The 23,033-nt window shown below is 63.9% G+C and carries 22 protein-coding genes and 1 pseudogene; 7 read left to right on the forward strand and 16 right to left on the reverse strand.

Annotation, left to right across the window (positions count from 1 at the left end; genetic code table 11):
• Positions 1-231 precede the first annotated feature (231 nt).
• From LB571_RS18370 to LB571_RS18390, 5 genes are all read right to left on the reverse strand, one after another.
• Positions 232-1,056, reverse strand: a complete 825-nt coding sequence (locus LB571_RS18370; RefSeq protein WP_224596651.1) for an outer membrane beta-barrel protein — start codon at positions 1,054-1,056, stop codon at positions 232-234.
• A gap of 47 nt (positions 1,057-1,103) precedes the next feature.
• Positions 1,104-1,820 carry an outer membrane protein gene (locus tag LB571_RS18375; protein WP_224596653.1) on the reverse strand — a complete coding sequence of 239 codons (717 nt, stop codon included), beginning with the start codon at positions 1,818-1,820 and terminating at the stop codon, positions 1,104-1,106.
• 228 nt (positions 1,821-2,048) lie between these two features.
• Positions 2,049-2,696 carry an outer membrane protein gene (locus tag LB571_RS18380; protein ID WP_224583711.1) on the reverse strand — a complete coding sequence of 216 codons (648 nt, stop codon included), beginning with the start codon at positions 2,694-2,696 and terminating at the stop codon, positions 2,049-2,051.
• A 350-nt stretch (positions 2,697-3,046) separates the two neighbouring features.
• Positions 3,047-4,006, reverse strand: a complete 960-nt coding sequence (locus LB571_RS18385; RefSeq protein ID WP_041163409.1) for an AraC family transcriptional regulator — start codon at positions 4,004-4,006, stop codon at positions 3,047-3,049.
• Positions 4,007-4,232: 226 nt separating this feature from the next.
• Positions 4,233-4,661: a VOC family protein gene (locus LB571_RS18390; RefSeq protein ID WP_140716239.1), complete on the reverse strand. Its 429-nt coding sequence runs from the start codon at positions 4,659-4,661 to the stop codon at positions 4,233-4,235.
• A gap of 154 nt (positions 4,662-4,815) precedes the next feature.
• Here LB571_RS18390 and LB571_RS18395 point away from each other — a divergent pair, with 154 nt between their 5' ends.
• On the forward strand, positions 4,816-5,070 hold the full coding sequence (locus LB571_RS18395) for a hypothetical protein (protein ID WP_224583713.1): 255 nt from the start codon (positions 4,816-4,818) through the stop codon (positions 5,068-5,070).
• A gap of 90 nt (positions 5,071-5,160) precedes the next feature.
• Here the strand turns inward: LB571_RS18395 and LB571_RS18400 are convergent, their stop codons facing one another.
• The 3 genes from LB571_RS18400 to LB571_RS18410 form a co-directional block, all read right to left on the reverse strand.
• Positions 5,161-6,330: a PLP-dependent aminotransferase family protein gene (locus LB571_RS18400; RefSeq protein WP_224597174.1), complete on the reverse strand. Its 1,170-nt coding sequence runs from the start codon at positions 6,328-6,330 to the stop codon at positions 5,161-5,163.
• 176 nt (positions 6,331-6,506) lie between these two features.
• A complete protein-coding gene (locus LB571_RS18405) occupies positions 6,507-6,965 on the reverse strand; it encodes a GNAT family N-acetyltransferase (RefSeq protein WP_224596657.1) in 459 nt (152 codons plus the stop codon).
• A gap of 97 nt (positions 6,966-7,062) precedes the next feature.
• The gene (locus tag LB571_RS18410; protein ID WP_224583715.1) at positions 7,063-7,557 is read right to left on the reverse strand and encodes a hypothetical protein; all 495 of its coding nucleotides are present in this window, start codon (positions 7,555-7,557) and stop codon (positions 7,063-7,065) included.
• A gap of 106 nt (positions 7,558-7,663) precedes the next feature.
• Here LB571_RS18410 and LB571_RS18415 point away from each other — a divergent pair, with 106 nt between their 5' ends.
• On the forward strand, positions 7,664-8,260 hold the full coding sequence (locus tag LB571_RS18415) for a DUF922 domain-containing Zn-dependent protease (RefSeq protein ID WP_041163408.1): 597 nt from the start codon (positions 7,664-7,666) through the stop codon (positions 8,258-8,260).
• A 47-nt stretch (positions 8,261-8,307) separates the two neighbouring features.
• Here LB571_RS18415 and LB571_RS18420 read toward each other — a convergent pair whose 3' ends face one another.
• Positions 8,308-9,843 carry an acid phosphatase gene (locus LB571_RS18420; protein WP_224596660.1) on the reverse strand — a complete coding sequence of 512 codons (1,536 nt, stop codon included), beginning with the start codon at positions 9,841-9,843 and terminating at the stop codon, positions 8,308-8,310.
• 213 nt (positions 9,844-10,056) lie between these two features.
• Between LB571_RS18420 and LB571_RS18425 the strand changes: the two genes are divergently transcribed.
• Complete coding sequence (locus tag LB571_RS18425; RefSeq protein ID WP_411961394.1) at positions 10,057-11,298, forward strand: cytochrome-c peroxidase; 1,242 nt, start codon at positions 10,057-10,059, stop codon at positions 11,296-11,298.
• Between the two features lie 196 nt (positions 11,299-11,494).
• On the opposite strand, the pseudogene LB571_RS18430 reads toward LB571_RS18425, so the two are convergent.
• From LB571_RS18430 to LB571_RS18440, 3 genes and pseudogenes are all read right to left on the reverse strand, one after another.
• Positions 11,495-11,779: pseudogene (locus LB571_RS18430) on the reverse strand (GIY-YIG nuclease family protein); the annotation flags it as partial.
• 184 nt (positions 11,780-11,963) lie between these two features.
• Positions 11,964-12,668: an SDR family oxidoreductase gene (locus LB571_RS18435; protein WP_140618041.1), complete on the reverse strand. Its 705-nt coding sequence runs from the start codon at positions 12,666-12,668 to the stop codon at positions 11,964-11,966.
• A 122-nt stretch (positions 12,669-12,790) separates the two neighbouring features.
• Entirely contained in the window at positions 12,791-13,408 is a 618-nt protein-coding gene (locus LB571_RS18440) for a helix-turn-helix domain-containing protein (protein ID WP_015317007.1), read from the reverse strand.
• Positions 13,409-13,539: 131 nt separating this feature from the next.
• On the opposite strand from LB571_RS18440, the gene LB571_RS18445 reads away from it, so the two are divergent.
• From LB571_RS18445 to LB571_RS18455, 3 genes are all read left to right on the forward strand, one after another.
• Positions 13,540-14,673 (forward strand): NAD(P)/FAD-dependent oxidoreductase, encoded by a 1,134-nt coding sequence (locus LB571_RS18445; RefSeq protein WP_224596667.1) that lies wholly within the window; start codon positions 13,540-13,542, stop codon positions 14,671-14,673.
• A gap of 43 nt (positions 14,674-14,716) precedes the next feature.
• Positions 14,717-16,345: an ABC transporter substrate-binding protein gene (locus LB571_RS18450; RefSeq protein ID WP_224596671.1), complete on the forward strand. Its 1,629-nt coding sequence runs from the start codon at positions 14,717-14,719 to the stop codon at positions 16,343-16,345.
• 87 nt (positions 16,346-16,432) lie between these two features.
• Positions 16,433-17,536: a serine hydrolase domain-containing protein gene (locus LB571_RS18455; protein ID WP_224596674.1), complete on the forward strand. Its 1,104-nt coding sequence runs from the start codon at positions 16,433-16,435 to the stop codon at positions 17,534-17,536.
• Positions 17,537-17,602: 66 nt separating this feature from the next.
• On the opposite strand, the gene LB571_RS18460 is transcribed toward LB571_RS18455, so the two are convergent.
• The 3 genes from LB571_RS18460 to LB571_RS18470 form a co-directional block, all read right to left on the reverse strand.
• Positions 17,603-18,751 carry a Fic family protein gene (locus LB571_RS18460; protein WP_224596677.1) on the reverse strand — a complete coding sequence of 383 codons (1,149 nt, stop codon included), beginning with the start codon at positions 18,749-18,751 and terminating at the stop codon, positions 17,603-17,605.
• A gap of 204 nt (positions 18,752-18,955) precedes the next feature.
• On the reverse strand, positions 18,956-19,519 hold the full coding sequence (locus tag LB571_RS18465; RefSeq protein ID WP_015317002.1) for a cytochrome b: 564 nt from the start codon (positions 19,517-19,519) through the stop codon (positions 18,956-18,958).
• 126 nt (positions 19,520-19,645) lie between these two features.
• Entirely contained in the window at positions 19,646-20,371 is a 726-nt protein-coding gene (locus LB571_RS18470) for a 3-keto-5-aminohexanoate cleavage protein (protein ID WP_224596680.1), read from the reverse strand.
• Positions 20,372-20,572: 201 nt separating this feature from the next.
• On the opposite strand from LB571_RS18470, the gene LB571_RS18475 reads away from it, so the two are divergent.
• Positions 20,573-20,767: a hypothetical protein gene (locus LB571_RS18475; protein WP_023774040.1), complete on the forward strand. Its 195-nt coding sequence runs from the start codon at positions 20,573-20,575 to the stop codon at positions 20,765-20,767.
• A 96-nt stretch (positions 20,768-20,863) separates the two neighbouring features.
• Here the strand turns inward: LB571_RS18475 and LB571_RS18480 are convergent, their stop codons facing one another.
• Positions 20,864-22,969 carry an EAL domain-containing protein gene (locus tag LB571_RS18480; RefSeq protein ID WP_224596695.1) on the reverse strand — a complete coding sequence of 702 codons (2,106 nt, stop codon included), beginning with the start codon at positions 22,967-22,969 and terminating at the stop codon, positions 20,864-20,866.
• Positions 22,970-23,033 lie beyond the last annotated feature (64 nt).

Consider the following 23,033-nt stretch of genomic DNA (forward strand, 5'->3'; position numbering starts at 1 on the left):
GCGGCGTCTACTCGACCTTCGTCCAGCCAAAAACCAGCCAGGCGTTTCGATTTTCGTCGGGAGAGGTCGGTCGGCGCACCGTGCGGCGTCACCTCGCCTTCGAAGCGAAAAACGTGTTTTTCCAGGACGCGCCGCGAAGGCGGCATCGGCCGTGCGACCAGTCCGATAACCCGCTCGGCATGCAGGTCGAAGGCGAAAGCCAGGTCGCGCCTTTCCAGTCGTGCCGCCGGCTCACTTCGTATTGATCACCGAAGCGGCCCGATAGGTGTCCATGGTCGCGCCGTTGCGGTCCTCGTCGAACAGCGTATCGCTGCCGAAGCTGGCGCGCAGGCCGATGACGACCTTGTTGGCTCTGGTGTCCTGCGTAGACGTTTCGAACTTCCTCCGCTCGAATTCATAGCGTCCGAACACCGCCCATGGCGTTTCGTCGAACCGGTACATGGCCTGCACGGCGGCACCGACCACGTCTTCGTTGGTGCCGTTATAGTCGGTTCGGTTGAAGTCGAGCTCCGCATCGAGGCGAAGGTTCTTCCGGACGAAGTAGCGCGCCACCGCGCGTACGCCCCATTGGTCGCCATGAAAGTCGCTGATGGTGAGCTGGCCGAAACTGGCTTGGCCATAGAGGGTCAGATTGCCGAAATAGAGTTGTGCTTCCGGGCCGACCGCATAGTTGTTTACGGTCACGCCGCTTTCGCCGACAGATGTGTAGGCGGCGAAAATGCCGGCGGCGAAACGGTCGGGATCGCGGTAGAAGCCATGGACCGCACCGCGCGTGTCATCCAGGGGGGCGTAGTGGCCCCAGATGCGGTCGTAGGACAGGTCGCCCTGCAAATTCCAGCGCTCGGCAAACGGAATGTTGATGCGCACGGCGCCGCCGCCGGCCCGGGTCGTGTAGTCGTCGCCGACGAAGCGAAGCCCGCCGAGATAGAGTTCGCCGTAGCCCGAAACATGCGGCGTCACCACCGTCTCCGCTGCCAGCGGCTGCTGCGTATCGGCGGCGTAAGCGGAGGTCGCGGCGACCAGCGACGACGCGGCGAAGATTGAAAAGCGATGCATTAGAGCCCTCGAATGCGAATTTCCGGACCAGCGTCCGGCCGTGGAGATCAGAATTTGTAGGCCACGCCGATCCGCAGATCCTGTGTCGTCAGTTCGATGGCATCCCGATTGAGGGGAGCGCCATTGGAGAAGGCGTGGCGCACGGAGGTGTGGCGGCCGAAATCGGCGAACCTGTATTCGCCCCGAACCACCCAATTGTCGGTGACGGCGTATTCGCCGCCGGCACCCAGCGTATAACCCGCGACGGTATCTCGGACGTCGGCATAGGGACCGCCCGGAATGTTGGTGGTCGTGTGTTTGTAGCTTGCCACCACCAGGCCGCCGGTGACGAAAGGAAGCCAGCGATCGATCGCATAACCGGCTCTGAGGCGCACGGTGCCTACCGCCTCAAGCTCGAGCTCGCCACCAAAGGCGGGGTCGTCGACGCCGAGCGCCCGGTAGAGCGTCGTGTCGTTCACGCTTGCAAAGCTGTAGTCTCCCTCGACGCCAACAACCAATCCGCTGTCGAACTGCTTGTTGTAGCCGGCAAACACACCGCCGAAACCGCCGGACGGGCTGTAACCCCAGCCGTAATTGTCGAAGCTGCCCGGCGCGAAAGTCTGTCCGACCCTGGCGTCGCTCCGGGCATATCCGGCCTGTGCTCCGAGATAGCCGCCGGACCAGTTGTAGCTGGCCGCGACCGGCAAGGTCTCGGTGGGGTCGGCGGCCAACGCCATGCCGGCGGGAACGAAAAGAAAGGCAGTGGCGAGAAGAATCGTTTTCATTGCTTGTCTGCTGTCCCCGGGATGCTGCACCACGACCGACTTTGTCAGTGGCGGTCAGTCGAAGCTACGGTGTTGCATTGATCGCCGGCGGCGTCTTGGGCTGGACAGCATCGGAATTGTCTTGGAGCGCGCCGCCGCACCCCGGCCGGCCGGTGTGGCCGTTCAGCATCAGCCGCGGCGCAGGCAAAACCCCGGCGCGGACGCCAGGGTTTTGTTCGAACCGGCCTGTCAGAACTTATAGCTGAGGCCGACGCGTAAATCGTGCGTCTTGAGATCGATGTTCGAAACCGTGCCAAGACCAAAAATCGGCACCGAGAGATCCTCTTTGCCAAAGTCGGAATAGCGATATTCGACGCGGGCGATCCATTTGTCGGTGAAAGCGTGCTCGACGCCGGCCCCAACCGTCCAGCCAAGATGGGTTTCGTCGTGGATTGTTACTGTACCGAGGGGACCACTGCTGACCACACTCATTTCATACTTGGCCGCTGCCACGCCGGCACTGATATAAGGCAACGTCCGATCGAACGCATAGCCGGCCCGCAGCCGGGCCGAACCCGACCACTTGAGTTCGCTCGACAACAACGCGCCGGCACCGGCGAAGGTCCCCACCGCATCGACATTGCTGTAGGCAAGGTCAGCTTCGGCGCCGAGCACGAAACGGTTCGCCAATTCCTGATTGACGCCGATATGGATGCCACCAATAAAACCGTCCGGATCGAAGGCAGCATTGACGTCGGTGCCCCCAATGCCGGCGCCGCCGATGAAGAGATTGGATTTCCCGGCTACGTAACCGAAGTGAACGCCGGCATAGAGGCCGGACCAGTCATAGCCGGCAGCAACCGGCAAGGTTTCGTTGACGTCCGCCGCGGACGCCATGCCGGCTGGCGCAAGCACGAGGATGGTGGCGAGAAGAATCGTTTTCACTGTTTGCTACCCCAATGATGTTGCTTTCCCCGGCCGTGGAAAATACTCCGCGGCGACCCGGGTATCGTCGAGGTTTTGCATTGTTCGCGGGCGGCGTCTTGGGCTGAGCCGCATTGGAATTGTCGTGGAGAGCGCTGCGGCACTCGGGCCGATCAGTGTGGCCGTTCGGCATCAGTCGATCGGTTCGAAGACGACTGATCCGACTCGCTTCGAGTCCTTGTCTTTGATATCGCGCTTCCGCCCGGAATTGCGGAAAACAAGGAGTTAGAGCGGCCATCGATTCCGTGAAGCGACGATTCGTTCTAACGGGCGGCGTTCGGCGTTGAGCCGAAGCGGCGGCGGAAACAGCGATTGAAATAGGAGACGTCGGAAAAGCCGCTCAACAGCGCGATCTCGCTGACCCGCATGCGGTCGTTGCGCCGGTCGCGCAGCATGCGGTGGGCTCTCTGCAGACGCAGTTCGAGAATATGCTCGGCGAAACTCGAGCCCGTTTCCTGCAGGAGATCATGGACGTAGCGCGCGGAAAGCCGCAAACGCTGGGCGATATGCTGGGCCGAGATGCCGGGATCGGCGAAATTGTCCCGCATCGTCTGCAGGATGGCTTGCAGCCTTGCCGCGCGCAGGCCTCGCACGCCCGCCAGCTCGGCGATCTCGCCCTTGGCGCCCGTCGCCAATCCGATCAGGTCGACGATCGTTTCGGTGGCATGGGCGACAAGATCGGGCAAGAGCAATGCCGGCCCCGCTTCCAGGAAGCCGCAATAGCGCTTGAGCATGTCGAGCGCTTCATTGTCGACGCCGATGGTCAGCGCCAGGCGGTCCTCGACATGGGCGAAGGCATTTTCCATGATTTCGCGGGGCACCACGACATTGGTCCAGACATTGCGGTCGCCGCCGGTCATTTCCAGCGCTTCCGAAGCCGAGACCAGCGCGCCTTCGCCCCTGCCGATGCTGTAGTCGCGGCCGGTCTGCACACCGCTCAGCCTGGTGTCGCCATCGTTGACCAGCAGCAGATAGCCGTCGCGGCCGTCGTCGGCGATGTTGCGCGTCTTGCGGCTCGCATGCTTGATCGTCCCGGCCATCCGCCCGAGCACCAGCGGCCCGATGGCGGTGGCTTCGATATCCGCCTGGAACGGCACATTGCCGGAGATGGCATATTCGACCGACCAGATCTCGGCGACATGAATGTCCTGCCAGAGCGCGAAGCGCGCGCGGTCGTCGAGATGCGACGGCAGATCGAGCGAAGAGAAGACGTTCTTTTTCAACGAGCAACCGGCCTTTCCCGCGCACGCGTCTTCCCTGAAGCCGCACCGTATGGGACCGATTTGCCTCTTGTCCAGAGACGGCGCCATCCATGCTCCGCAGGACAATTTCAGTGCCGCCCAGGTCAAGAATCCGATCGGATTGGCCGGTGTGGCGTCCGAGTCTCCGAAATACCCCGGAAATGCGGCATCGGAATCACCTCGCCTCGACGCGGTCGATCGATTGCTCCTAGAACGTGATCTTCACCGACGCGGCGCTGCGGTTGGCCGGGCCGTGGTGGACGGCCTCGATGTTGTTGCCGTCCGGGTCGAGCAGGAAGGCGGCATAATAGCCGGGATGATAGGACCGCTCGCCCGGCGCGCCATTGTCCGTGCCGCCGGCTTCGAGCCCGGCCTTGTAGAAGGCATCGACCATGGCGTGATCCCTGGCCTGGAAGGCCAGATGATGACGTCCGGTCAGCTTTCCCAGCGCGGCCCGGCTGTCGGCGCTGGAAATGAACAATTCGTCGGCCCAGAAATAATCCTCGCCGGTGCCGCCGATCGGGACACCAAGGACTTGGAAAACCGCCTCGTAGAAACGCCGGCTGGCGGGGAGATCCCGGACCACGAGCTGGAGGTGGTCGATAAGCCGGCCGCGATGCAATTCCTGGGTGTCCATGAAAGCGCCTCCTCGCAAGGCCCGAATTTAGGCGCGGTCGGCAGGGCGTCAACGCGGGGCGCGTGCCTCTGCTGACAACCAGCGACAATTTTTCGAGGCCGAATGGAACTTTTGGGCCGATGGCAAGTTTGGTGGCGCGGCGGGAGAATGTCGGTTGGATTGTTTACAGAAGCTTGAAGCGCTGGTCGACGGCGCCAATGCCGATGCCATCGAGGAAGCGAACGCATTGCTGCGCCGGTTCAAGGACAGGTCTGAACAGACGACGCGGGCCATCGACGAGTTCATGCTGGACTTCAAGACATTGGTCTTCGTCGTCGAAGCCGGCGAAGAGGGTTTCGAAAAGCCGATCCGCAAGCTCGCCCGCGCCAGGCTTGCAAAGCTCAAGCAGCTGGTGAACGTGCCGGCTTAGGCGCATGCCGCTCTTGCTATTACGCAATTCCTAGGGAAAGCGCTGGGCGCTTTCCCGGGAAAACCATTTGAGACTTTCGTGGAATTTGCTCTAACCCTTGAGCAGCGCCGCCAGCCGGGAAATGCCCTCGCTCACCGCGCTGCGGGTGGCCAGCGTGAACGACAGCCGCAGCGTGTTGCGCCCGGTGCCGTCGGCGTAAAAGGCGTTGCCCGGCACGAAGGCGACCCGCGCCTCCTTCACCGACCGTGCCAGGAGGTCCGTGGCGTCGGTGCCTTCCGGCAGCGTCACCCAGACGAACATGCCGCCTTCCGGACGGCTCCAGGTCACCCCCTCTGGCATGTTGGCTTCAAGCGCGCCGAGCAGGCCGTCTCGGCGCTCGCGGTAGGCGCCGATGAGTTTTTCCACCTGGCCGTCGAACACGGCTTCGGCGACGCGGTGCATCACCATCTGGTTGACGGACGGGCTGTGCAGGTCCGAAGCCTGCTTCATCAGCACCAGCCTTTCCACCACGCGGCGCGGCGCACAAACCCAGCCGACACGCATGCCCGGCGACAGAATTTTCGAGAACGAGCCGCAATAGAGCGTGCGCGCCTTGTCGATGCCGCCGGACCTGATGCAGTCGAGCGCCAGGATCGGCGGCACACCCTCGCCGTCATAGCGCAGCGCCCGGTAGGCGGCATCCTCGATGACGGCGATGTCGAGCTCGCCGGCAAGGTCGAGCACCGCTTCGCGCTGCTTTCGGTCCAGCGTGTTGCCGGTCGGGTTGGCGAAATCGGGCACCAGATAGGCGAATTTCACCTTGCCGCCATTGGCGGCGGCGGCAGTGTGGTAGGCTTCGGGCGTCATGTTGCCGCCCTCGGGCCGCAGCCGGTCATAGCGGGGCTCGTAGGCGTTGAAGGCCTGCAGCGCGCCGAGATAGGTCGGCCATGTCACCAGCGCGGTATCGCCTGGCGACAGGAACAGCTTGCCGAGATAATCCAGCGCCTGCTGCGAGCCGGAGGTGATGAAGATGTTGGCCTCGTCGCAGGCCACGCCGAGCTTGCCCATTTGCCCGGCGAGCCAGCGCCGCAGCGGCAGATAGCCTTCCGAAACCTGGTATTGGAGTGCTGCCCCCGCTTCCGGCCCGCCGAGCACGTCGGCATAGGCATCGCGGATGGCGTCTGCCGGAAACAGCGACGGATCGGGAATGCCGCCGGCGAAAGAGATGATGTCGGGCTGGTCGAGCAGCTTCAACAGCTCGCGGATTTCGGAGGCCTTCATGCGCGATGAGCGCGAGGCCAGAAGGTTCAAAAGGGTCACGACACGCCTCCCCGGACGTTTTTACAATAGGTCAACCTGACTGACCTATATCCGCTTTGCCAGGCGATTTAAATAGTGCCTGAAGGGCTTCCGCTATACGCCAGTCACCGCCAGGCCCGAACCGGCGAGGGTTTCCGCTAAAGGCTCTTCTTGTAACCAATATGGCTGGCACTGAAGCCGAGCCCTTCATAGAAGCGGTGCGCATCCGCTCGCCCCTTGTCGGTGGTGAGCTGCACAAGGCCGCAGCCCCGCGCCCGGCACTCGTCGATCGCCCATTCGAACATCTTCTTGCCGACGCCGTCGGAGCGCCTGTCGCTGACAACGCGAACCGCCTCGATCTGCCCGCGCCAGCCGCCCTTGCGCGAAATACCGGCAAGGAAGCTGATCTGCAGGGTGCCGATTACCTCCGCGCCATCCACGGCCACGGCAAGCAGCTGATTGGGATCGGTATCGATGGCGTTGAAGGCATCGATATAACCCTGCGCCAACGGCAACGAGGCGTCTTCGCGGGCGGCACCCAGCGGATCGTCGGCGAGCATGGCGACGATGGCTGGCAGGTCGGAGGCTTGCGCCTTGCGGAATTGGATGTCGGTCATGGACGTGAGATACGGCCGCCCGGCGCTGGCGGCAAGCCGCTGATGGAATGGATCAATGGGCGGCAGGACAATGAGGGGCGGCGCAACCTCTCGAGGTTCAATCCCCGTCGCCCGCGGGCTTCGCCTTGCCGCACTGCGCCAGCACCTTGCCGATTGCCCCACTGGAACCCTTCAGCGCAAAACTGATCGAACCATATTTGGCAGCGCTGACCGACACGTCCCCCTTGGACCGCAACAGGTCGAGCAGCGGGTCCCCCTTCTCCAGATCGACCACGAAATAATTGTACATCGCCTCCAGCTGCAGCGTCTTGGTCACCGTCTTGCCGTCGGCCTTGAAGTCGAACGCGCCGCTGATGCCCGGTTCCAGTTGTTGGCCGCTGGCGCCCAGATCGTAGCTCAGCACCGGTTTGTCGTAGCAATTGAGCATCAGATAGGCGTCGCCCCTGGGCCCGCCGCAGACCGAAGCGGTCAGCACGCTGCCACCCTCGTCTTCCTCCATCTTGGCGCTCCAGCCGCCGCAGGATGCCGCGAAGGCCGATTGCGAGCCAAGCACCGCCGCCAAGGCACCGGCGGCAACGAGATTTCTTCTCATGACGTCCCCCTCCGGGCCATTTGCAGCGCCCGCCGGCAGCATATAGGAAAAGCCGTTGAATAGCGTTGCCTGAATGGCAGGGCCGCGCGCCTCGGAGAGAGCAGTGTTGAGAGCCTGTGTTCGCCTGTATCTTCCGACCGCCGCCCTGGTGGCCTTCCCGCTTGCGGCGCATGCCGAGTGGAAGCCTGTCGAGAAGGTCGAGACCTACGCCATTTCAGGCCAGTCCGGGCTCGAGCTCTACCGGTCGATTGGCGAGAACGGGCCGAATGTCGGCATTACCCGCGCCATTGCTCACACCAATTTCAAGCTGACCTGGACCAGGGATTATCAGCCGCGTGCCGGAGCCTGCGTGCTGGTCTCGGCCAAGCCAAAGCTCATCATCACCTACACCTTGCCCAGCCCCTCCTCGCCGCTGCCGTCCGCCATCCAGAAGAACTGGGAGGTTTTCCTCGCAGGCGTCAGCGCCCACGAAAAGGTGCATGGCGCGACCATTGTCGACATGGCGCGCAAGATCGAGGCGGCGACGGTCGGCCTCACCGTTCCCGACGATCCCAAATGCAGCAAGATCCGGGTCGAGATGACCAAACGCCTGTCCGCCCTTTCGCAGGCGCAGCGGCAGGCAAGCCGCGATTTCGACCGCATCGAACTCGGCCAGGGCGGCAATCTGCAAAAGCTCATTCTTGCCCTGGTCAATGGCGGCTGAGCCACCGCGCCTCGCGGCGCGGTGGCATATTCGCGGTTCGCTCCGCCCTAGCGGCTGAGATTAAGCGCGGCTGACAAATCCCCCATCGGCGGCTCGCCATTGGCGGCCAGCGCCTTGTCGCGGGCGACGATGCCCGTCAGCACCGGCAGATCGTAGCGCGCGGTGATGAAGCGCAGGATCGACGTCGTATCGTATTGCGTGTGGTCGACCGTGCCCATCCTGGCATAGGGCGAGACGATGAAGGCCGGGATGCGGTTGCCCGGGCCCCAGCGGTCGGCCTTGGGCGGCGCGACGTGATCCCAGAAGCCGCCATTCTCGTCATAGGTGATGACGACCAGCATGTGGCTCCATTGCGGGCTCTTCTCCAGATGCGCGACGAGGTCGGCCAGATGCTGGTCGCCCGATGTCACGTCGGCATAGCCTGAGTGCTCGTTGAGATTGCCCTGCGGCTTGTAGAAGGCGACCTGCGGCAGCTTGCCGTCGTCGATCGCCTTGATGAACTCGGCGCCATCCAGGCCGCCATCCCTGAGATGCTCGGTGCGCGCGGCGGTGCCGGGCGCGTAGGCGGCGAAATAGTTGAACGGCTGGTGGTGGAACTGGAAGTTCGGCACCGGCGTGGCGTTCTTGCCGTCGAGGGTAGCCTGCCAGGCGCCGGCGTACCAGGCCCAGTCGACCCCCTTCAGCGACAGGAGATCGCCGATGGTGATGTCGTGCTGCGGCGGCAGCGTGGTGGGCGCGGCCGGATCGGCCAGCGCCTTGTCGCCGCCCTCGGCAGGCTTGTTGGCGCTCGGCTGATAGGGCGGCTGCATGGTGTTCACGGCGTAAAAATCGGGCGTGATGGCGCCGTCATTGACGAATTTCGGCACGCCGCCCAGCGCCGACGGCGGCGAATTGTCGGCCACCTTCAAGGTCGTTCCGTCGGCCTCGACCACGGCGATCTGGCCCTTGATCGGACTCGTGTCGGCATGCGGATAGAGCGGCGTACAGGCGCAGGCGAGCTGGAAATGGTTGAGGAAGGAGCCGCCAAAGGCGCCCTGGAAGAAATTGTCGGCCAGCACATATTTCTTCGCCACCTGCCACATCGGCAGGCTCGAGCCGTCATAATGGCCCATGACCAGCCCGCCGGAATCGGCCCAGGCGACGAATTTATCGTTCTTGCCGCCGTCGATCTGCATCTGCTCCTGGTAGAAACGGTGCCACAAATCGTGGGTGATGACATTGGTGCCTTCGTTGAAGCCCTTGGGATCGTCGATGGCGAAGGCCGCGTTGGCGAGATGCGCGGTCTGCGCCTCCGTCACCACGGGCGTGACGCCCTTTCCGGTCAGCCCGCCCCAGGCCGGCGGCAGTTCGGTCAGCGGCTTGCCATCGCGATCGAGCTGGCGCGCCTGTTCGGCCGAGACATTGGCCAGCCCATTGGCGCCGGGGAAGCCACCATAAAGATTATCGAAGCTGCGGTTCTCCGCATAGATGACGACGACGGTGTCGATCTTGTCGAAGCCGGGAGGGGCGGCATTGGCGGCCGCAAGGGGAAACAAGGCCGAACCGGCCAGACAGAAGGAAGTGAGGAACTTGAGCCTCGTCATGGAAAGACCTCGTGGCAGACTTTAACTAGAAGAGCTATTGCGCGGGAACCATAGGCAGCTAACGTGGATGCCTTGTCACCTTTGTGACATCCGCCGCCGCGGCGAACACGGTTTCGTGAGCACTGGGACCGGTCATCAATCCGTTGCACTGCGTTCTTATTTCCGGGCCAAAGCGGACCGTGCCCCATGATGACGAGACGATGGAAAAGCCTGATGATCGCGAGTGCCGCGATCTCGGCATTTGGCTTTGCCGCGCCCGCGAATACGGCGGGGCCGGACGGGGTCCATCCCGGTCCGCTGTCGCGTGGCCAAGCCTTCGCACGCGCCGAGGCGCTGACTGCCTTGGGGCGAAAGATGTTCTTCGACCCGGCGCTCTCGGCTTCGGGAAAACAGGCCTGTTCCTCCTGCCACGATCCGCGCCATGCCTTCGGTCCGGCCTCGGCATCTCCCGTCGAGATGGGCGGCCCGAACCTCGACCTGCCTGGCGTGCGCGCGGTGCCGTCGCTGCGCTATCTTGAGGCGGCACCCGCCTTCACCGAGCATTTCCACGATTCCGAGGACGAGGGCGACGAGAGCGTCGACAATGGCCCGACCGGCGGTCTGACCTGGGACGGCCGCGCCGATCACGGTGTGGACCAGGCGAAAATCCCCCTGCTCTCGCCCTTCGAGATGGCAAACAAGGATGCCGTGGCGGTCTCCGCCGCCTTGCGCAAGTCAGCCTATGCCGATGACTTCAAGGCAACCTTCGGCAACGATGTCTTCGACCGCCCGGACGATGCCTTCGACGCCGCCGCCGAGGCGCTTGGCACGTTCGAGCAGAGCGCGGTCGACTTCTACCCCTATTCCAGCCGCTACGACGCCTTCCTCGCCGGCAAGGCGACGCTATCGGCGCGGGAACTGCATGGCCGCGCCCTGTTCGAGGACGAGGCGAAAGGCAATTGCGCCTCCTGCCACCTCAGCGAACCGGCCAATGACGGTGAGCCGCCGCAATTCACCGATTTCGGCCTGATCGCCATCGCCGTGCCGCGCAATCCGGCCATCCCGGCCAACGCCGACCCGGCCTATGTCGATCTCGGCCTGTGCGGTCCCCTGCGCACCGATTTCCGTGGCCGCACCGACTATTGCGGCCTGTTCAAGACACCGACCCTGCGCAACGTCGCACTGCGCAAGAGCTTCTTCCACAACGGATATTTCCACACGCTGCGCGAAGCGGTGGCCTTCTACGCCAGCCGCGACACCGACCCCGGCCGCTGGTACCCGAAAAACGCTTACGGTACGGTCGATAAATATGACGATTTGCCAAAGGCTTACTGGCCGAACTTGAATCAAGACCCGCCCTTCGGCGGCAAGAAACCCGGCGACAAGCCGGCGCTCGACGATGCCGAGATCGACGACATCGTGGCGTTTCTGCAGACGCTGACGGATGCGGATCAGGCGGCGAAGCGGTCGCAGTGAACTGGGAAGCCACGTCGTAAGGGTCGCTAGTTGACGTGGGGATTAGCCGAAGCCCTCCCTCGCTTCGTCATCCTAGGGCGGAGCAAGGAGCGAAGCGACGCGGCGCAGACCCTAGGATCCATGCCGCGACGCTTGCGACGGACAAAACGGTGCCGAACCTGGCTCCAACCTCCGACGAAACGCCATCAAACCGCGACCAACCTGTTCCGCGAAACAGCTCGAACCATTCCGGATTGGTCTTCTCGATCAGTTCGATCTTCCATTGTCGCGACCAGCGCTTCAGCGATTTCTCGCGTTGAATGGCGTCACGAATGTCGAAATGTTCCTCGTACCAGACCAACCGCTGCACACCGTAGCGCCTGGTGAAGCGCGAACCTTCGCCGGATTTGTGCTCCGGCATGCGGCGACCGAGATCGTTGGTGACACCGATGTAGATGGTGCCGCCCTTCTGGCTCGCGGTCATGTAAACATAGCCGGTCATGCGTTGACGGTAACCGCCAACCCGTCCGGGGACTATCCTCGTTCGCCGTATTTTTTCGGCCCACGTCGCGGCATGGATCCTAGGGTCTGCGCGGCGTCGCTTCGCTCCTTGCTGCGCCTAGGATGACGAAGGGAGGGAGGGCTTCGGCTAATCTGAGAGGTATGGGATCGCCGCCAGCCGCCTCTCACAGCGCCCGGATCACACCCCCATCCACGCGGATATTCTGCCCGGTAATATACCCTGCCCCGTCCGACGCCAAAAACGCGATCGTCGCGGCGATCTCCTCTGATGTGCCATAGCGCTGCATCGGCACGTTGTCGCGGCGCTCTTCGGTGGCGGGCAGGCTGTCGATCCAGCCGGGCAGCACATTGTTCATGCGCACATTGTCGGCCGCGTAGGTGTTGGCGAAAATCTTGGCGTAGGCGGCAAGGCCGGCGCGGAACACGGCCGAGGTCGGGAACATCGCGTTCGGTTCTGCCACCCAGGCCGTCGAGATGTTGATGATGGCCCCGCCCTTCTGCTTGACCATCTGCGGCGCCACGATGCGCACCGGCCGGATGACGTTCATCAGGTAGACGTCCATGCCGGTGTGCCACTGCTCGTCCGTGATCTCCAGGATCGGCGCGCGCGGCCCATGGCCGCCGCTGTTGACCAGCACGTCGATGCGGCCATAGCGCTCCAGGGTCAGGTCGGCGAGCCGCTGCAGATCGTCGTTCGACTGGTTGGAGCCGGTGACGCCGAGCCCGCCAAGCTCCTTGGCCAGCGCCTCGCCCTTGCCGGACGAGGACAGGATGGCGACCTTGAAACCATCCGCCGCCAGCCGCTTGGCCGCCGCCGCCCCCATGCCGCTGCCGCCGGCCACGATCACGGCTGTCTTTTCTACACTCATCGGATTTCCTTTTCAGATTGGCGGGAGCTACGGTTTCAGCGGTCCTATAGCCGGTTTGGCCGCGCAGTTCGAACGAGAAAGCCTGAATCGAGCTGCAGAAAACTTGCGCGGTGAGCTGCGCCCTATCCTTCAACCGTCTCCAGCTCGCTCAGCAGCGTGCCTTCCATGTCGGGCTCGTCGCCGGAGCAGACGCACAGCATCTCGGCGTCGCCCTCGCCCACCGACAGATAGGCGTGGCCCATGGTGGAATCGATGTAGACGCTCTCGCCCGCTTTCAGCCGCACCGGCGCGTACTGGTCGGTGTGCAGTTCGATCTCGCCCTTGAGCACGATCAGGAATTCCTCGCCGGCATGCCTGGTCAGCGGGCCGAACTCTTGCGGCGTGCGGGCGCGCGCATAGGCGTGGATCGGCACCATGCGCTTGCGCACCAGGTCGGTGGCCAGATACCGGTAGTCGTAGTTGCGGGTCAGCTGGCGCAGCGTGTTGGACTGCGAGGTCACCGAACGGCGGGTGCGCGCTGCCGGCTGCTTGCGGTCGCCGCTGAGCAGTTCCGTCACATGGATGCCGAGCCCCTCGCAGATCTGCAGCAGCTTGTCGTAGGTCAGCGACATCTGGTCGTTCTCGACCTTGGACAGCGTCGACACCGCGACGCCGGTGAGCGCGCTGACCTCCTGCAAGGTCCAGCCATGGGTTTTTCTCAAAGCCCGCAGACAATCACCGAGATTGGGTTGCTCCGACATTGCCAGCTCCAAGGCGCGGGATCGCGCCGCTCCACCCTAGGTAGTCGAACTCCCCGCAGCCATCAACAACATCGAAATTTTCTTATACGCTAAATATTGACTGGATACGAAAATATTTTTACGACTGATGAATGCAGTCAAAGTCCTTCCAAAAGATTGTCGTCATCGGCGGCGGCATTGCCGGCCTCTCACTTGCCGCCGAGGTGGCGGCCTCGGCCGAAGTCACCGTCATCGAGCGCGAACCGCATCTCGGCTACCACGCCAGCGGACGCTCCGCCGCTCTGTTCACCGAGACCTATGGCAACCGCCTCGTGCGCGGGCTGACGCTGGCCAGCCGGCAGGCAATCGTCGAGGGCGGTTTCGTCGCCCACCGGCGTGGCGCGCTGCATGTCGGATGGACCGGTGACGATGCCGCCATCGACAAGCTGGCTCGTGATTTGCAGGCGCTGGTGCCATCAGTGCGCCGCCTCTCGGCGGCCGAGCTCCACGCGCTGGTTCCGGTCATTGCCCAGCAAGCCACATGCGGCGGCGTCTATGAGCCGGACGCGGTGGATGTCGACACGGACAAGATGCTCGCGACCTGCGCGTCCAAGCTCAAAGCCGGCGGCGGCACCATCCGCACCGGCGAGGAGGTCCGCGCCATCTCACGCGACGGCAGCGCTTTTCGGGTTGAAACAAGCGCCGGCGTCTACTCGGCTGACATCATCGTCAACGCCGCCGGCGCCTGGGTCGATGTCGTCGCCGGCATGGTGGGACTCCCGGGCCTCGGCTTCCAGCCGAAACGGCGCACCGCCTTCCTGTTCGATCCGCCCGCCGGGTTGGACATCGCCGGCTGGCCGCTGGTGGTCGACCTGCACGAGCAGTTCTACTTCAAGCCCGATGCCGGCAGATTGATCGGTTCGCTCGCCGACGAGACGGATTCCGAGCCTTGCGATGCGTATCCCGAGGATATCGACGTCGCCATCGCCGTCGACCGCATCGAACAGGCGACGTCTATGCGCATCGGCCGCCCGTCGACGCCGTGGGCGGGCCTGCGTACCTTCGCTCCCGACCGCACGCCGGTCGCCGGCTTCGACCCGCGCCTGCCCGGCTTCTTCTGGCTCGGCGGCCAAGGTGGCTACGGTTTTCAGGTGTCGCTGACGCTGGCCAGGCTGAGCGCGGCGCTGATGCGCGGCGAGCCCCTGCCCGACGACGTCACCGCACTCGGCGTCACCGCTGGGGCGCTGGCGCCCGATCGCTTCCTTACCCCGGCGACGACGCCATGAAGTTCCTTCCCTCAACCCCGAAGTGTCATCAGGAGCGTTTGCGATGAAATCTCTGCGCGCGGTGCTTGCCCCGTCCCTTCTGGCCACGTCCCTCCTGGCCACGTCCGTTCTGGCCTCATCCGTCCTTCTCGGCGGACAGGCCTACGCCAAGACGCTGGTCTATTGCTCGGAAGCCAATCCCGAGACCTTCAACCCGGCGATCGGCATCGCCGATTCCACCATGGACGCCGCCGCCAAGACGATCTTCAACCGGCTGGTCGAGTTCAAGCCGGGCACCACCGAGGTCGGCTCGGCGCTCGCCGAAAGCTGGGATGTCTCGTCGGATGGCAAGGCCTACACTTTCCATCTCAGGCACGGCGTGAAGTTTCAGTCGAACGAGCATTTTTCGCCCACGCGCGACTTCGACGCGGACGACGTGCTCTACACCTTCAACCGCCAGCGCGACGCCAACAATCCCTATCACAAGCTTGGCGGCGGCTCTTACGAGTACTTCAACGCGCTGGGCATGGGCACGCTGATCGACAGAATAGACAAGGTCGACGACTACACCGTGCGCTTCACGCTGACGGCTCCCAACGTCACATTCCTGGCCGGGCTGGCACTCGACTATCTCTCCATCCTGTCGCTGGAGCAGACCGAAAAGATGGTCGCGGCCGGCACGCCGGAGCTGATCGACAGCATGCCGGTCGGCACCGGACCGTTCGTGCTTGAGGCCTATGTGCCCGACAGCCAGGTCCGTTATGCCGCAAACAAGGATTACTGGCGCGGCGCGCCGAAGATCGACACGCTGGTCTTCGCCGTCACGCCCGAGCCGACCACCCGCGTCGAGCGCATCAAGGCCAATGAATGCCAGGTCGCCGCGCCGCCGCCGCCAAGTGCTGTCGCCGACCTGCGCAGCGATCCCGACATCACGGTTCTCGATCTCAAGGGCCAGAACATCGGCATCCTCGGCTTCAATGTCGAGCACCAGCCGCTGGGCGACGTGCGCGTGCGCACGGCACTGGCCAAGGCCGTCGACCGCAAGGCGATCGTCGATGCGGTCTACGCCGGCGCCGGCACGGTGGCCGGCAGCGTCGTGCCGCCGGCGCAGCTCGGCGCCGTCACTGATGCCGGCATCGACTACGATCCCGATGGCGCCAAGAAACTGCTCAAGGAAGCGGGCCACGAAAGCGGCCTCAAGATCAGCCTGTGGGCGATGCCGGTGTCGCGCCCCTACAACCCCAACGCCAAGCGCATGGCCGAGATGATCCAGGCCGACTGGGCGAAGATCGGCGTGCACACGGAGATCGTCAGCTTCGAATGGGGCGAATACCTCAAGCGCACCGCGGCGGGCGAACAGGACGCCTTCCTGCTCGGCGGCAGCAGCGACAATGGCGATCCCGACAACATGCTGAGCTATCTGCTCTCCTGCGACGGCGTGAAGGGCGGCTCCAACCGCTCGCGCTGGTGCGACAAGGATTTCGAGAAGCTGCTCGACGAGGGCCGCGTTGCCGCCGACCCGAAGGAACGCGCCGCGATCTATGGAAAGGCGCAGGCCATCCTGAAGGCCGAGGTGCCGGTTGCGCCGATCGCCCATTCGATGGTGGCGATCCCGATCCGCAAAAGCGTGCTGAATTACGTGCTCGACCCCTTCGGCCGGCAGAATTTCGCCGCCGTCGACATTGCGGAGTGAGGCTTGTCGCGCCGGGTGCCCCCCTCATCCGGCCGCTACGCGGCCGATTTTGCGAAGATCCCGCGATCCACAAAAAGCGAGACCACCATGCCAAAAGACCTGAACGCCCTCCTCGACACCTACCTCGCCGATGGCGCGGTGGGTGCCTCGCTGGCCTATGCCCTCGACAGAGCAGCGCCTACCGCGCGCACATCAGGCCTCGCCGATCGCGCGCAGGGCACGCCCGTTACGTCGGACCAGCTGTTCAAGATCGGCAGCTGCACCAAGACCTTCGTCGCCGCGGCCCTGGTCAAGCTCGCCGAGACCGGCAAGCTCGACCTCGGCGCGCCGATCGCCTCCTGGTTCCCGGACCTGCCTGGCGCCAAAACCATTTCGGTACGCCAGCTGGTCAACCATCGCAGCGGCCTGCCGGAATTCGAATATTACATTCCGATGGACCCGAGCCGGCAATGGACGCCGCAACAGCTGGTCGACATCGCCTTCGCCTCCGACAAACAGAAGCCACCGGGCGGACCGGCCGTCTACAACAACACCGGCTATGTCCTGGCCGGCATGGTGATCGAGGCCGTCACCGGCCAGAAGCTGGGCGCCTATGTCAGAAGCGCGGTCCTTGAGCCACTCGGCCTGAACAACACCTGGTCGCCGGCGACCGAGGCCTTCCCCGATAAATCGATGGTGCGCGGCTATTACCACCGGCCGCCGCCAGCGCCGAACGCGCCCACCGATATCGCCTCGGGCGGCGAGATGTGGCGCATGGACGGCGTGCTGCCTTACTCCAATGAACTGCAGGATTCCTCCGACTCCTTCCCCTTCGGCGCCGCCTATGGTTGCGGCGACATGGTGTCGACGCCGTCAGACATGGTGGGCTTCATGCGCGGCCTGTTCTCCGGCGGACTGTTGTCACCGCCCTTCTTCGCCGAGATGTTCGAACACCGCGTGCCGGCGAGTTTCCCCGGCACCCGCATGCGCGAGACGGGCGCGGGCATGTTCCAGAGCACCTATGCGGACCGCGCCTTCTACGGGCACCAGGGCAGCATTCCGGGCTATGTCGCCGTCATGCTGCACGATCCCGAGACGGACCTCACCATCGCCATGACCAGCAATGTCGGCTCCGGCAATCGCCTCTCCTTCCAGGCGAGCGGCATGCATCCGGTGGTGGATCAAGCGATCGCGACAATCTTGCGGCTGTGATCTTAGGGAGGGGTAGGAAATCGAACTGCTGCCGTCAGAGGGCCTCACGCGATCTATGCGCGGACGTCAGCCATCTCTGCGCCTCTCGAAGAGCTGGAGGTATCGTTCGAACACGAAAAACCGATTGCGTCTTTGGCCGGTGACTTCGATTAGAACGCCGTGGCTTATGAGATCGGCAATCAATGACGTAGCCGTGTTTGTCGTCGTGTCCAACAGAATGGTGACACCCTTCACGTCGACCAATGGTTGCCTGTAGAGATGTCTTACAAGTTGTTGCGCGTTTCCTTGACGGCGATGGCTGAAGCGCGGCAGCGTTTCCCGTTCTATCCGCTCTTTAAGCACCAGAATTTTGCGGAACACGTCAGCAGACGCACGCGCTGTCTCTTCAACTCCGTGGAGAAAGAAAATCAGCCAGTCGCGCATATGGTTGCCCTCGCGTACGGCCATGAGGTGATCGATATACGCTGTCTTGTTGCGCTCGAAATAGTCGGACAGATAGAGCGCGGGTTTGACAAGAAGCCCCTGCGAGGCGAGGTAAAGCGAAATCATCAGGCGGCCCAGCCGCCCGTTGCCATCCAGGAACGGATGGATGGTTTCGAATTGATAGTGGGCGATCGCAATGCGGATGAGTGGCGGTACGCGCAGGCTGTCGGCATGGATGAATTTTTCCATATCGCTCATGAGCTCGGGAACATGCTCGTGATGCGGGGGCACGAAGACCGCGTTTCTTAGACTCACGCCAATCCAGTTCTGACTGGTTCGAAATTCGCCGGGTTGCTTAGTGTCGCCGCGCACCCCCTGCATGAGGATGGCGTGAGTTTCCTTCAGTAGCCTGTTGGAGAAAGGCAGGCGCTCCAGGCTGGCAATGGCGCTATTGATCGCTTGGATATAGTTCTGCACCTCCTCCCAGTCGTCGCGTGCCTCAGGAGACAAATCTTCGATCTGCTTGAAAGCGTCCTCGATATTGGTGTGGGTGCCTTCGATCCGGCTGGACTGGGTTGCTTCCTTCGCAACGTACATGCTGATGAAAAAATCGATGTCGGGAACGAGTTGTGCGAACGCATTCAATTCACCCAATGCTCGATCGGCGCGGCCAAGCACCTCTATGATGTTCGGGTCGGAGACGATCCAGGGATGATTGATCGAGGTCGGCACGAAGCTGCGATGTTCCAACCGCTTTTCGTACTGCCCCGCCTTGTAAGACGACAAATCCATATTTCAGAAACGTCCACGATTTCTACAATAAGAAAATCGTTATGTCAGATTCGACCAACTTCCAAAAGCTATTTCAATTTCTCACCAGGTTTCTGAAATAAGGGTTCGGCTATTTCAGAAACTTCCGTATTGCGGCTTCGACGGCCCAGCGGCCTGCACCCGGTCGTCGATCGGGCGATCCGCATCATTCTCGACTGACCGCGTTCAGCCGCCCTGCCGCGACGATGGATCGGGCAGGCCCGGCAGCATCTGGCTCAGCACCCGGTCGCGAAGGAAGAAATGGTGGAAGATGGCGGCGGCCGCGTGCAGGCCGGCGATCCACATCATGACGTCGCCGAGCGTGCCGTGAATCTCCGCCAGCGGCGCGCCCCAGCTGCCGGAAAACGGACCGATAGCTCCCAGCCCATAGACAGTGACCGGGTGGCCGCCGAACAAGGCGCCGACCATGGCTGTCGCCGGAACGGCGAACAGCAGCGCATAAAGCGCCCAATGCGTTGCCTTCGAGGCGACCTCCATCCAGGACGGCATGGCCGGGGCATCGGGAATGCGGTCGAACCGGCGCCAGATCAGGCGAACGACCAGCAAGCAGAAAACGGTGAAGCCGAGCGACTCGTGCAGCAGCAGCGTCGACGCCCTGGCCGCTGAATAGACCCGCTCCGGCGGACCGCCCGCCGAGACCAGGAAGGCAATGAGCACCAGCAATGCCGTCAGCCAATGAAATGCCTGGGCGAGGCGCCCATAGCGGGTTGTCGTGCCGGACAATGACATGCGAGAGCTCCGAAACGTTGGACATCTCCCCTCGCCCGCGAATGTGGCCTTATTTCAGCTGTTCCTCAATCGCCTTGCCCGAGCGAATGGCATCGCCGAGTTCGCCGGCGCGCGGCCCGACAAGGTTCAGCTGATACTCGTGGAGTGGAAATTCGCGGCGGCCGCGGCCACGATCTCGGCATTGTCCCTCGCCACCGTTCCATCGGCGAGTGTCTTGCCGTCCTCCAGCCCGACCCGTGTCGACCAGCGCTTTTGCCGCGCAAGGTCCACGAACGGCCAGACCGTGCCGTCGACGCCGTGCAGCAGGATCTGCCGCCGCACGCCTGCGCGTTCGAGAATGGCGGCGATGCCGTGCGCCTCGTCGAGGGCTGCAGGCAGGTCCGGTATGTCGATCTCGATCAGGATGCGCAGTACGCGGCCGTGATCGGCGAGCGTCACGAAGCGCTCGGCATCTTCCGTCGTGGCCAGCCCCGCCTCGATGCCGACGCCCTGCTTGCGCAACAACTCCATCACGGCGGGCGCGTCGGTTTCTGAAAGATTGACCGAGGCATAGTCGGGCAGTTCCCGCCAGGCGGCGATCGCCGCGCGGGTGCGCGCCACATCGTTCTCGATCCAGGCGCCGGTCGAGACGCCGATCAATGTGCCCGGACAGGCCTGGCGCACTGCAAGGACCGTCGCATCCACCGCCGCCAGGCTTTCGCGCCCGCCGGCGCCGCGCGGATGGATGTGCAGTTCGGCGGCACCCGCGGCGACGCAGGAAGCCGCATCGCCGGCCATTGCCTGTGCCGTCAACGGCAGCCTGGGATGGAAATCGCGCGAACGCGCGCCGTTGATGCAGGCTTGGACGATCATCGATTTCACCTCGGGCAAAAGAGCGCAGTCTAGACAAGCCGCCAAACCGCGCAAAGCCGGCAGGGCCGTCACTCCTGACACGATGGCGCCGCCAGCAGCACGGCGTTCGCCGGCATTTGAATAAAAGGCGCCTGTGGATATTTACCCCACCTTGCGCCAGGCAGGCCAATATCCATCAGGGCGGGATCATGGAGGGAACCATTGACCAGCGATTTTTCAGCCGCCCGTCTCCATCTCGAACGCGCCTACCATTATCTGCGCGGCAATGACGAGACGAGCCGCGCCACATGCGAGGCCCTCGACCTGTTGATCGAGATGGTAGCGGAAGCACAACACAGGAAGCCGGAACCCGGGGTGCTGGAATTTCCGCGAGCGTCGGCACGCCGACTCGGCTGAACAGCACGCGTGGCGTTGTTCAGCCCGCGCGGATCAAATCTTCGTCTTCACGCATGTCGCTCCGGGCCGCTTTTGGAGCGACATGCATTTGATCTCTCAGGACGCCCTGCGTCTCGATGCGGCGCCGGCCATTCGCGCCGCCTGCGCCACGACCCGCTCCAGCGGTTCGGGCCGGTGCAGCAGAAAACCCTGACCGAACTCGACGCCCATATCGCCCAGCATGGCCACCGTATCCTGCCGCTCGATCTTCTCGCCCACCACGGCGCAGCCGAGGCTGCGGGCAATGCTGGTGATGGCCAGCACGATCTCGCGGTCGAAGCGGCTTTCGGTGACGTGCTCGATGAAGGAGCCGTCGATCTTGATGGCGTCGACCGGAAAGCGCCTGAGATATTCGAACGAACTCATGCCGGCGCCGAAATCGTCGAGGCTGACCCGGCAGCGCCGCTCGCGCGCCTTGCGCACGAATGCCTCGGCGGCGTCGAAATTGGTGACGGCGGCGGTTTCGGTGATCTCGAAGCCGATGCCGGAATGCGGCGCCCCGGTCTCCTCGATGACCCGGTCGACAAAGTCCCATAGTCCTGGGTCGCTCAGCGTCTGCGCCGACAGGTTGAAGCCGAGCGTGATCGCGCCGGACTTCATCGCCGCGCCGTGCCGAGACAGGGCGGTGCGGATGATCCAGCGGTCGAGCCGCGCGGCAACGCCGAAACGCTCCGCCGCCGGAATGAACTCGCCGGGCGGGATCAGCCGGCCGCCCTGTCCGGCAAGCCGCGCCAGCACCTCGACATGGCGGCTCTCTTCCCAGGGCCTGCCCAGCCGGTGGATCTGCTGGCCGAACAATTTCAGCCTGCCGTCATCCATGGCGTCGACCGTGTCGGCGGCGAGCCGCGCCGCATTGAGGCCGACCGAACCGGAGACGGCATCGGTCGAAAACAGCGCGAAGCGATCGCGCCCGGCGGCCTTGGCCGCGTAGCAGGCATCGTCGGCGCAGGCCAGCGCGTCGGCAACCGTGGTGGCACGGTCGCGGACGACGGTGATGCCGATGCTGGCCGCCAACCGGCGCGACGTCGCGGCGAGGCCGAGATCGGCGTCGCGCACGGCCGCCAGGATGGCGCCGGCCAGACCTTCGGCTTGCACGGCGTCGCAATCGGGCACCATCAGGGCGAACTCGTCGCCGCCGAGCCGCGCCGCATGCGCCGATGGCGGCAGGCAGCGGCCGATACCCGCCGCGACGCTCTTCAGCGCCAGATCGCCCGCGGCATGGCCGGCGAAATCGTTGAGGGCCTTGAAGTAGTCGAGGTCGACATAGAACACCGCCAGCGGCACGGCCGTGGCGATATGGTGGGCGAGCAGACGGTCGAAGGCGGCGCGGTTCCAAAGGCCGGTCAGCGCGTCGTGGCGGGCGGCGAAGGCAAGCTCCTGTTCGCGCAGCTTGTCCTCGGTGATGTCGCGCACGGTCCCCAGCACCTGGCCGGTGGCACCGGCGGCGGCGATGAAGCGCAGCAGCGATTCGACATGCCGGATCTGGCCGTCGCGCTTGATAATGCGGTACTGCGCGGCGATGACGCCGTCGGTTCCCAATGGCACCCTGTGGGCGCGTTCGGCGGCGTCCTTATCGTCGGGATGCAGGTAGCTGTGCCAGAGATCGGCCGTCACCTCGTCGGTCACTGCGACGAGGCCGAATATCTCTCTTGTGCGCGCGTCCCAATAGCTCTTGTTGGTAGCGATGTCGTAGTGCCAGATGCCGGTGCCGCTGGCGGCGAGCGCCAGGCGAAAGCGGATATTGACCTGTTCGAGCGCGGCTTCGGCCGCCTTCTGCTTGGAGATGTCGGTCTGCACGCCCATCAGCCTGAGCGGCTTCCCGTCGGCGTCGCTCTCGACGATGCCGCCTCGGTCGAGCACCCAAACCCAGTGGCCCTGCTTGTGCTTGAGCCTGAGTTCTGTCTCGATGGCGTCGGTGAGCCCGGCAATGTGGCGGTCGCCGCTGGCCTGCGCCCGTTCCCGGTCGTCGGGATGGGTAAGCTGTAGCCACAGGTCACTGGTATTGGCGAGTTCGCCGTCCTCGTAACCCAGCATCCGGGCCCAGGTCGCCGAATAGAAGCAGTCGCCGGTGCTGAGATCCCAGTCCCAGACGCCAAGATGGGCGCGCTCCAGGGCCTTGGCCCAGAACGCTCCGCTGCGACTTTTCTTATCCTGACCCGCCATCGCCCGTTCCGCCACCCCCGCCCCTGGGCAATCTGCGGCAAAACCAGAGAAGAAACCGTTACCG

Origin of the sequence: Mesorhizobium sp. BR1-1-4 (assembly GCF_020165375.1) — a bacterium.
Lineage (GTDB): Bacteria > Pseudomonadota > Alphaproteobacteria > Rhizobiales > Rhizobiaceae > Mesorhizobium > Mesorhizobium australicum.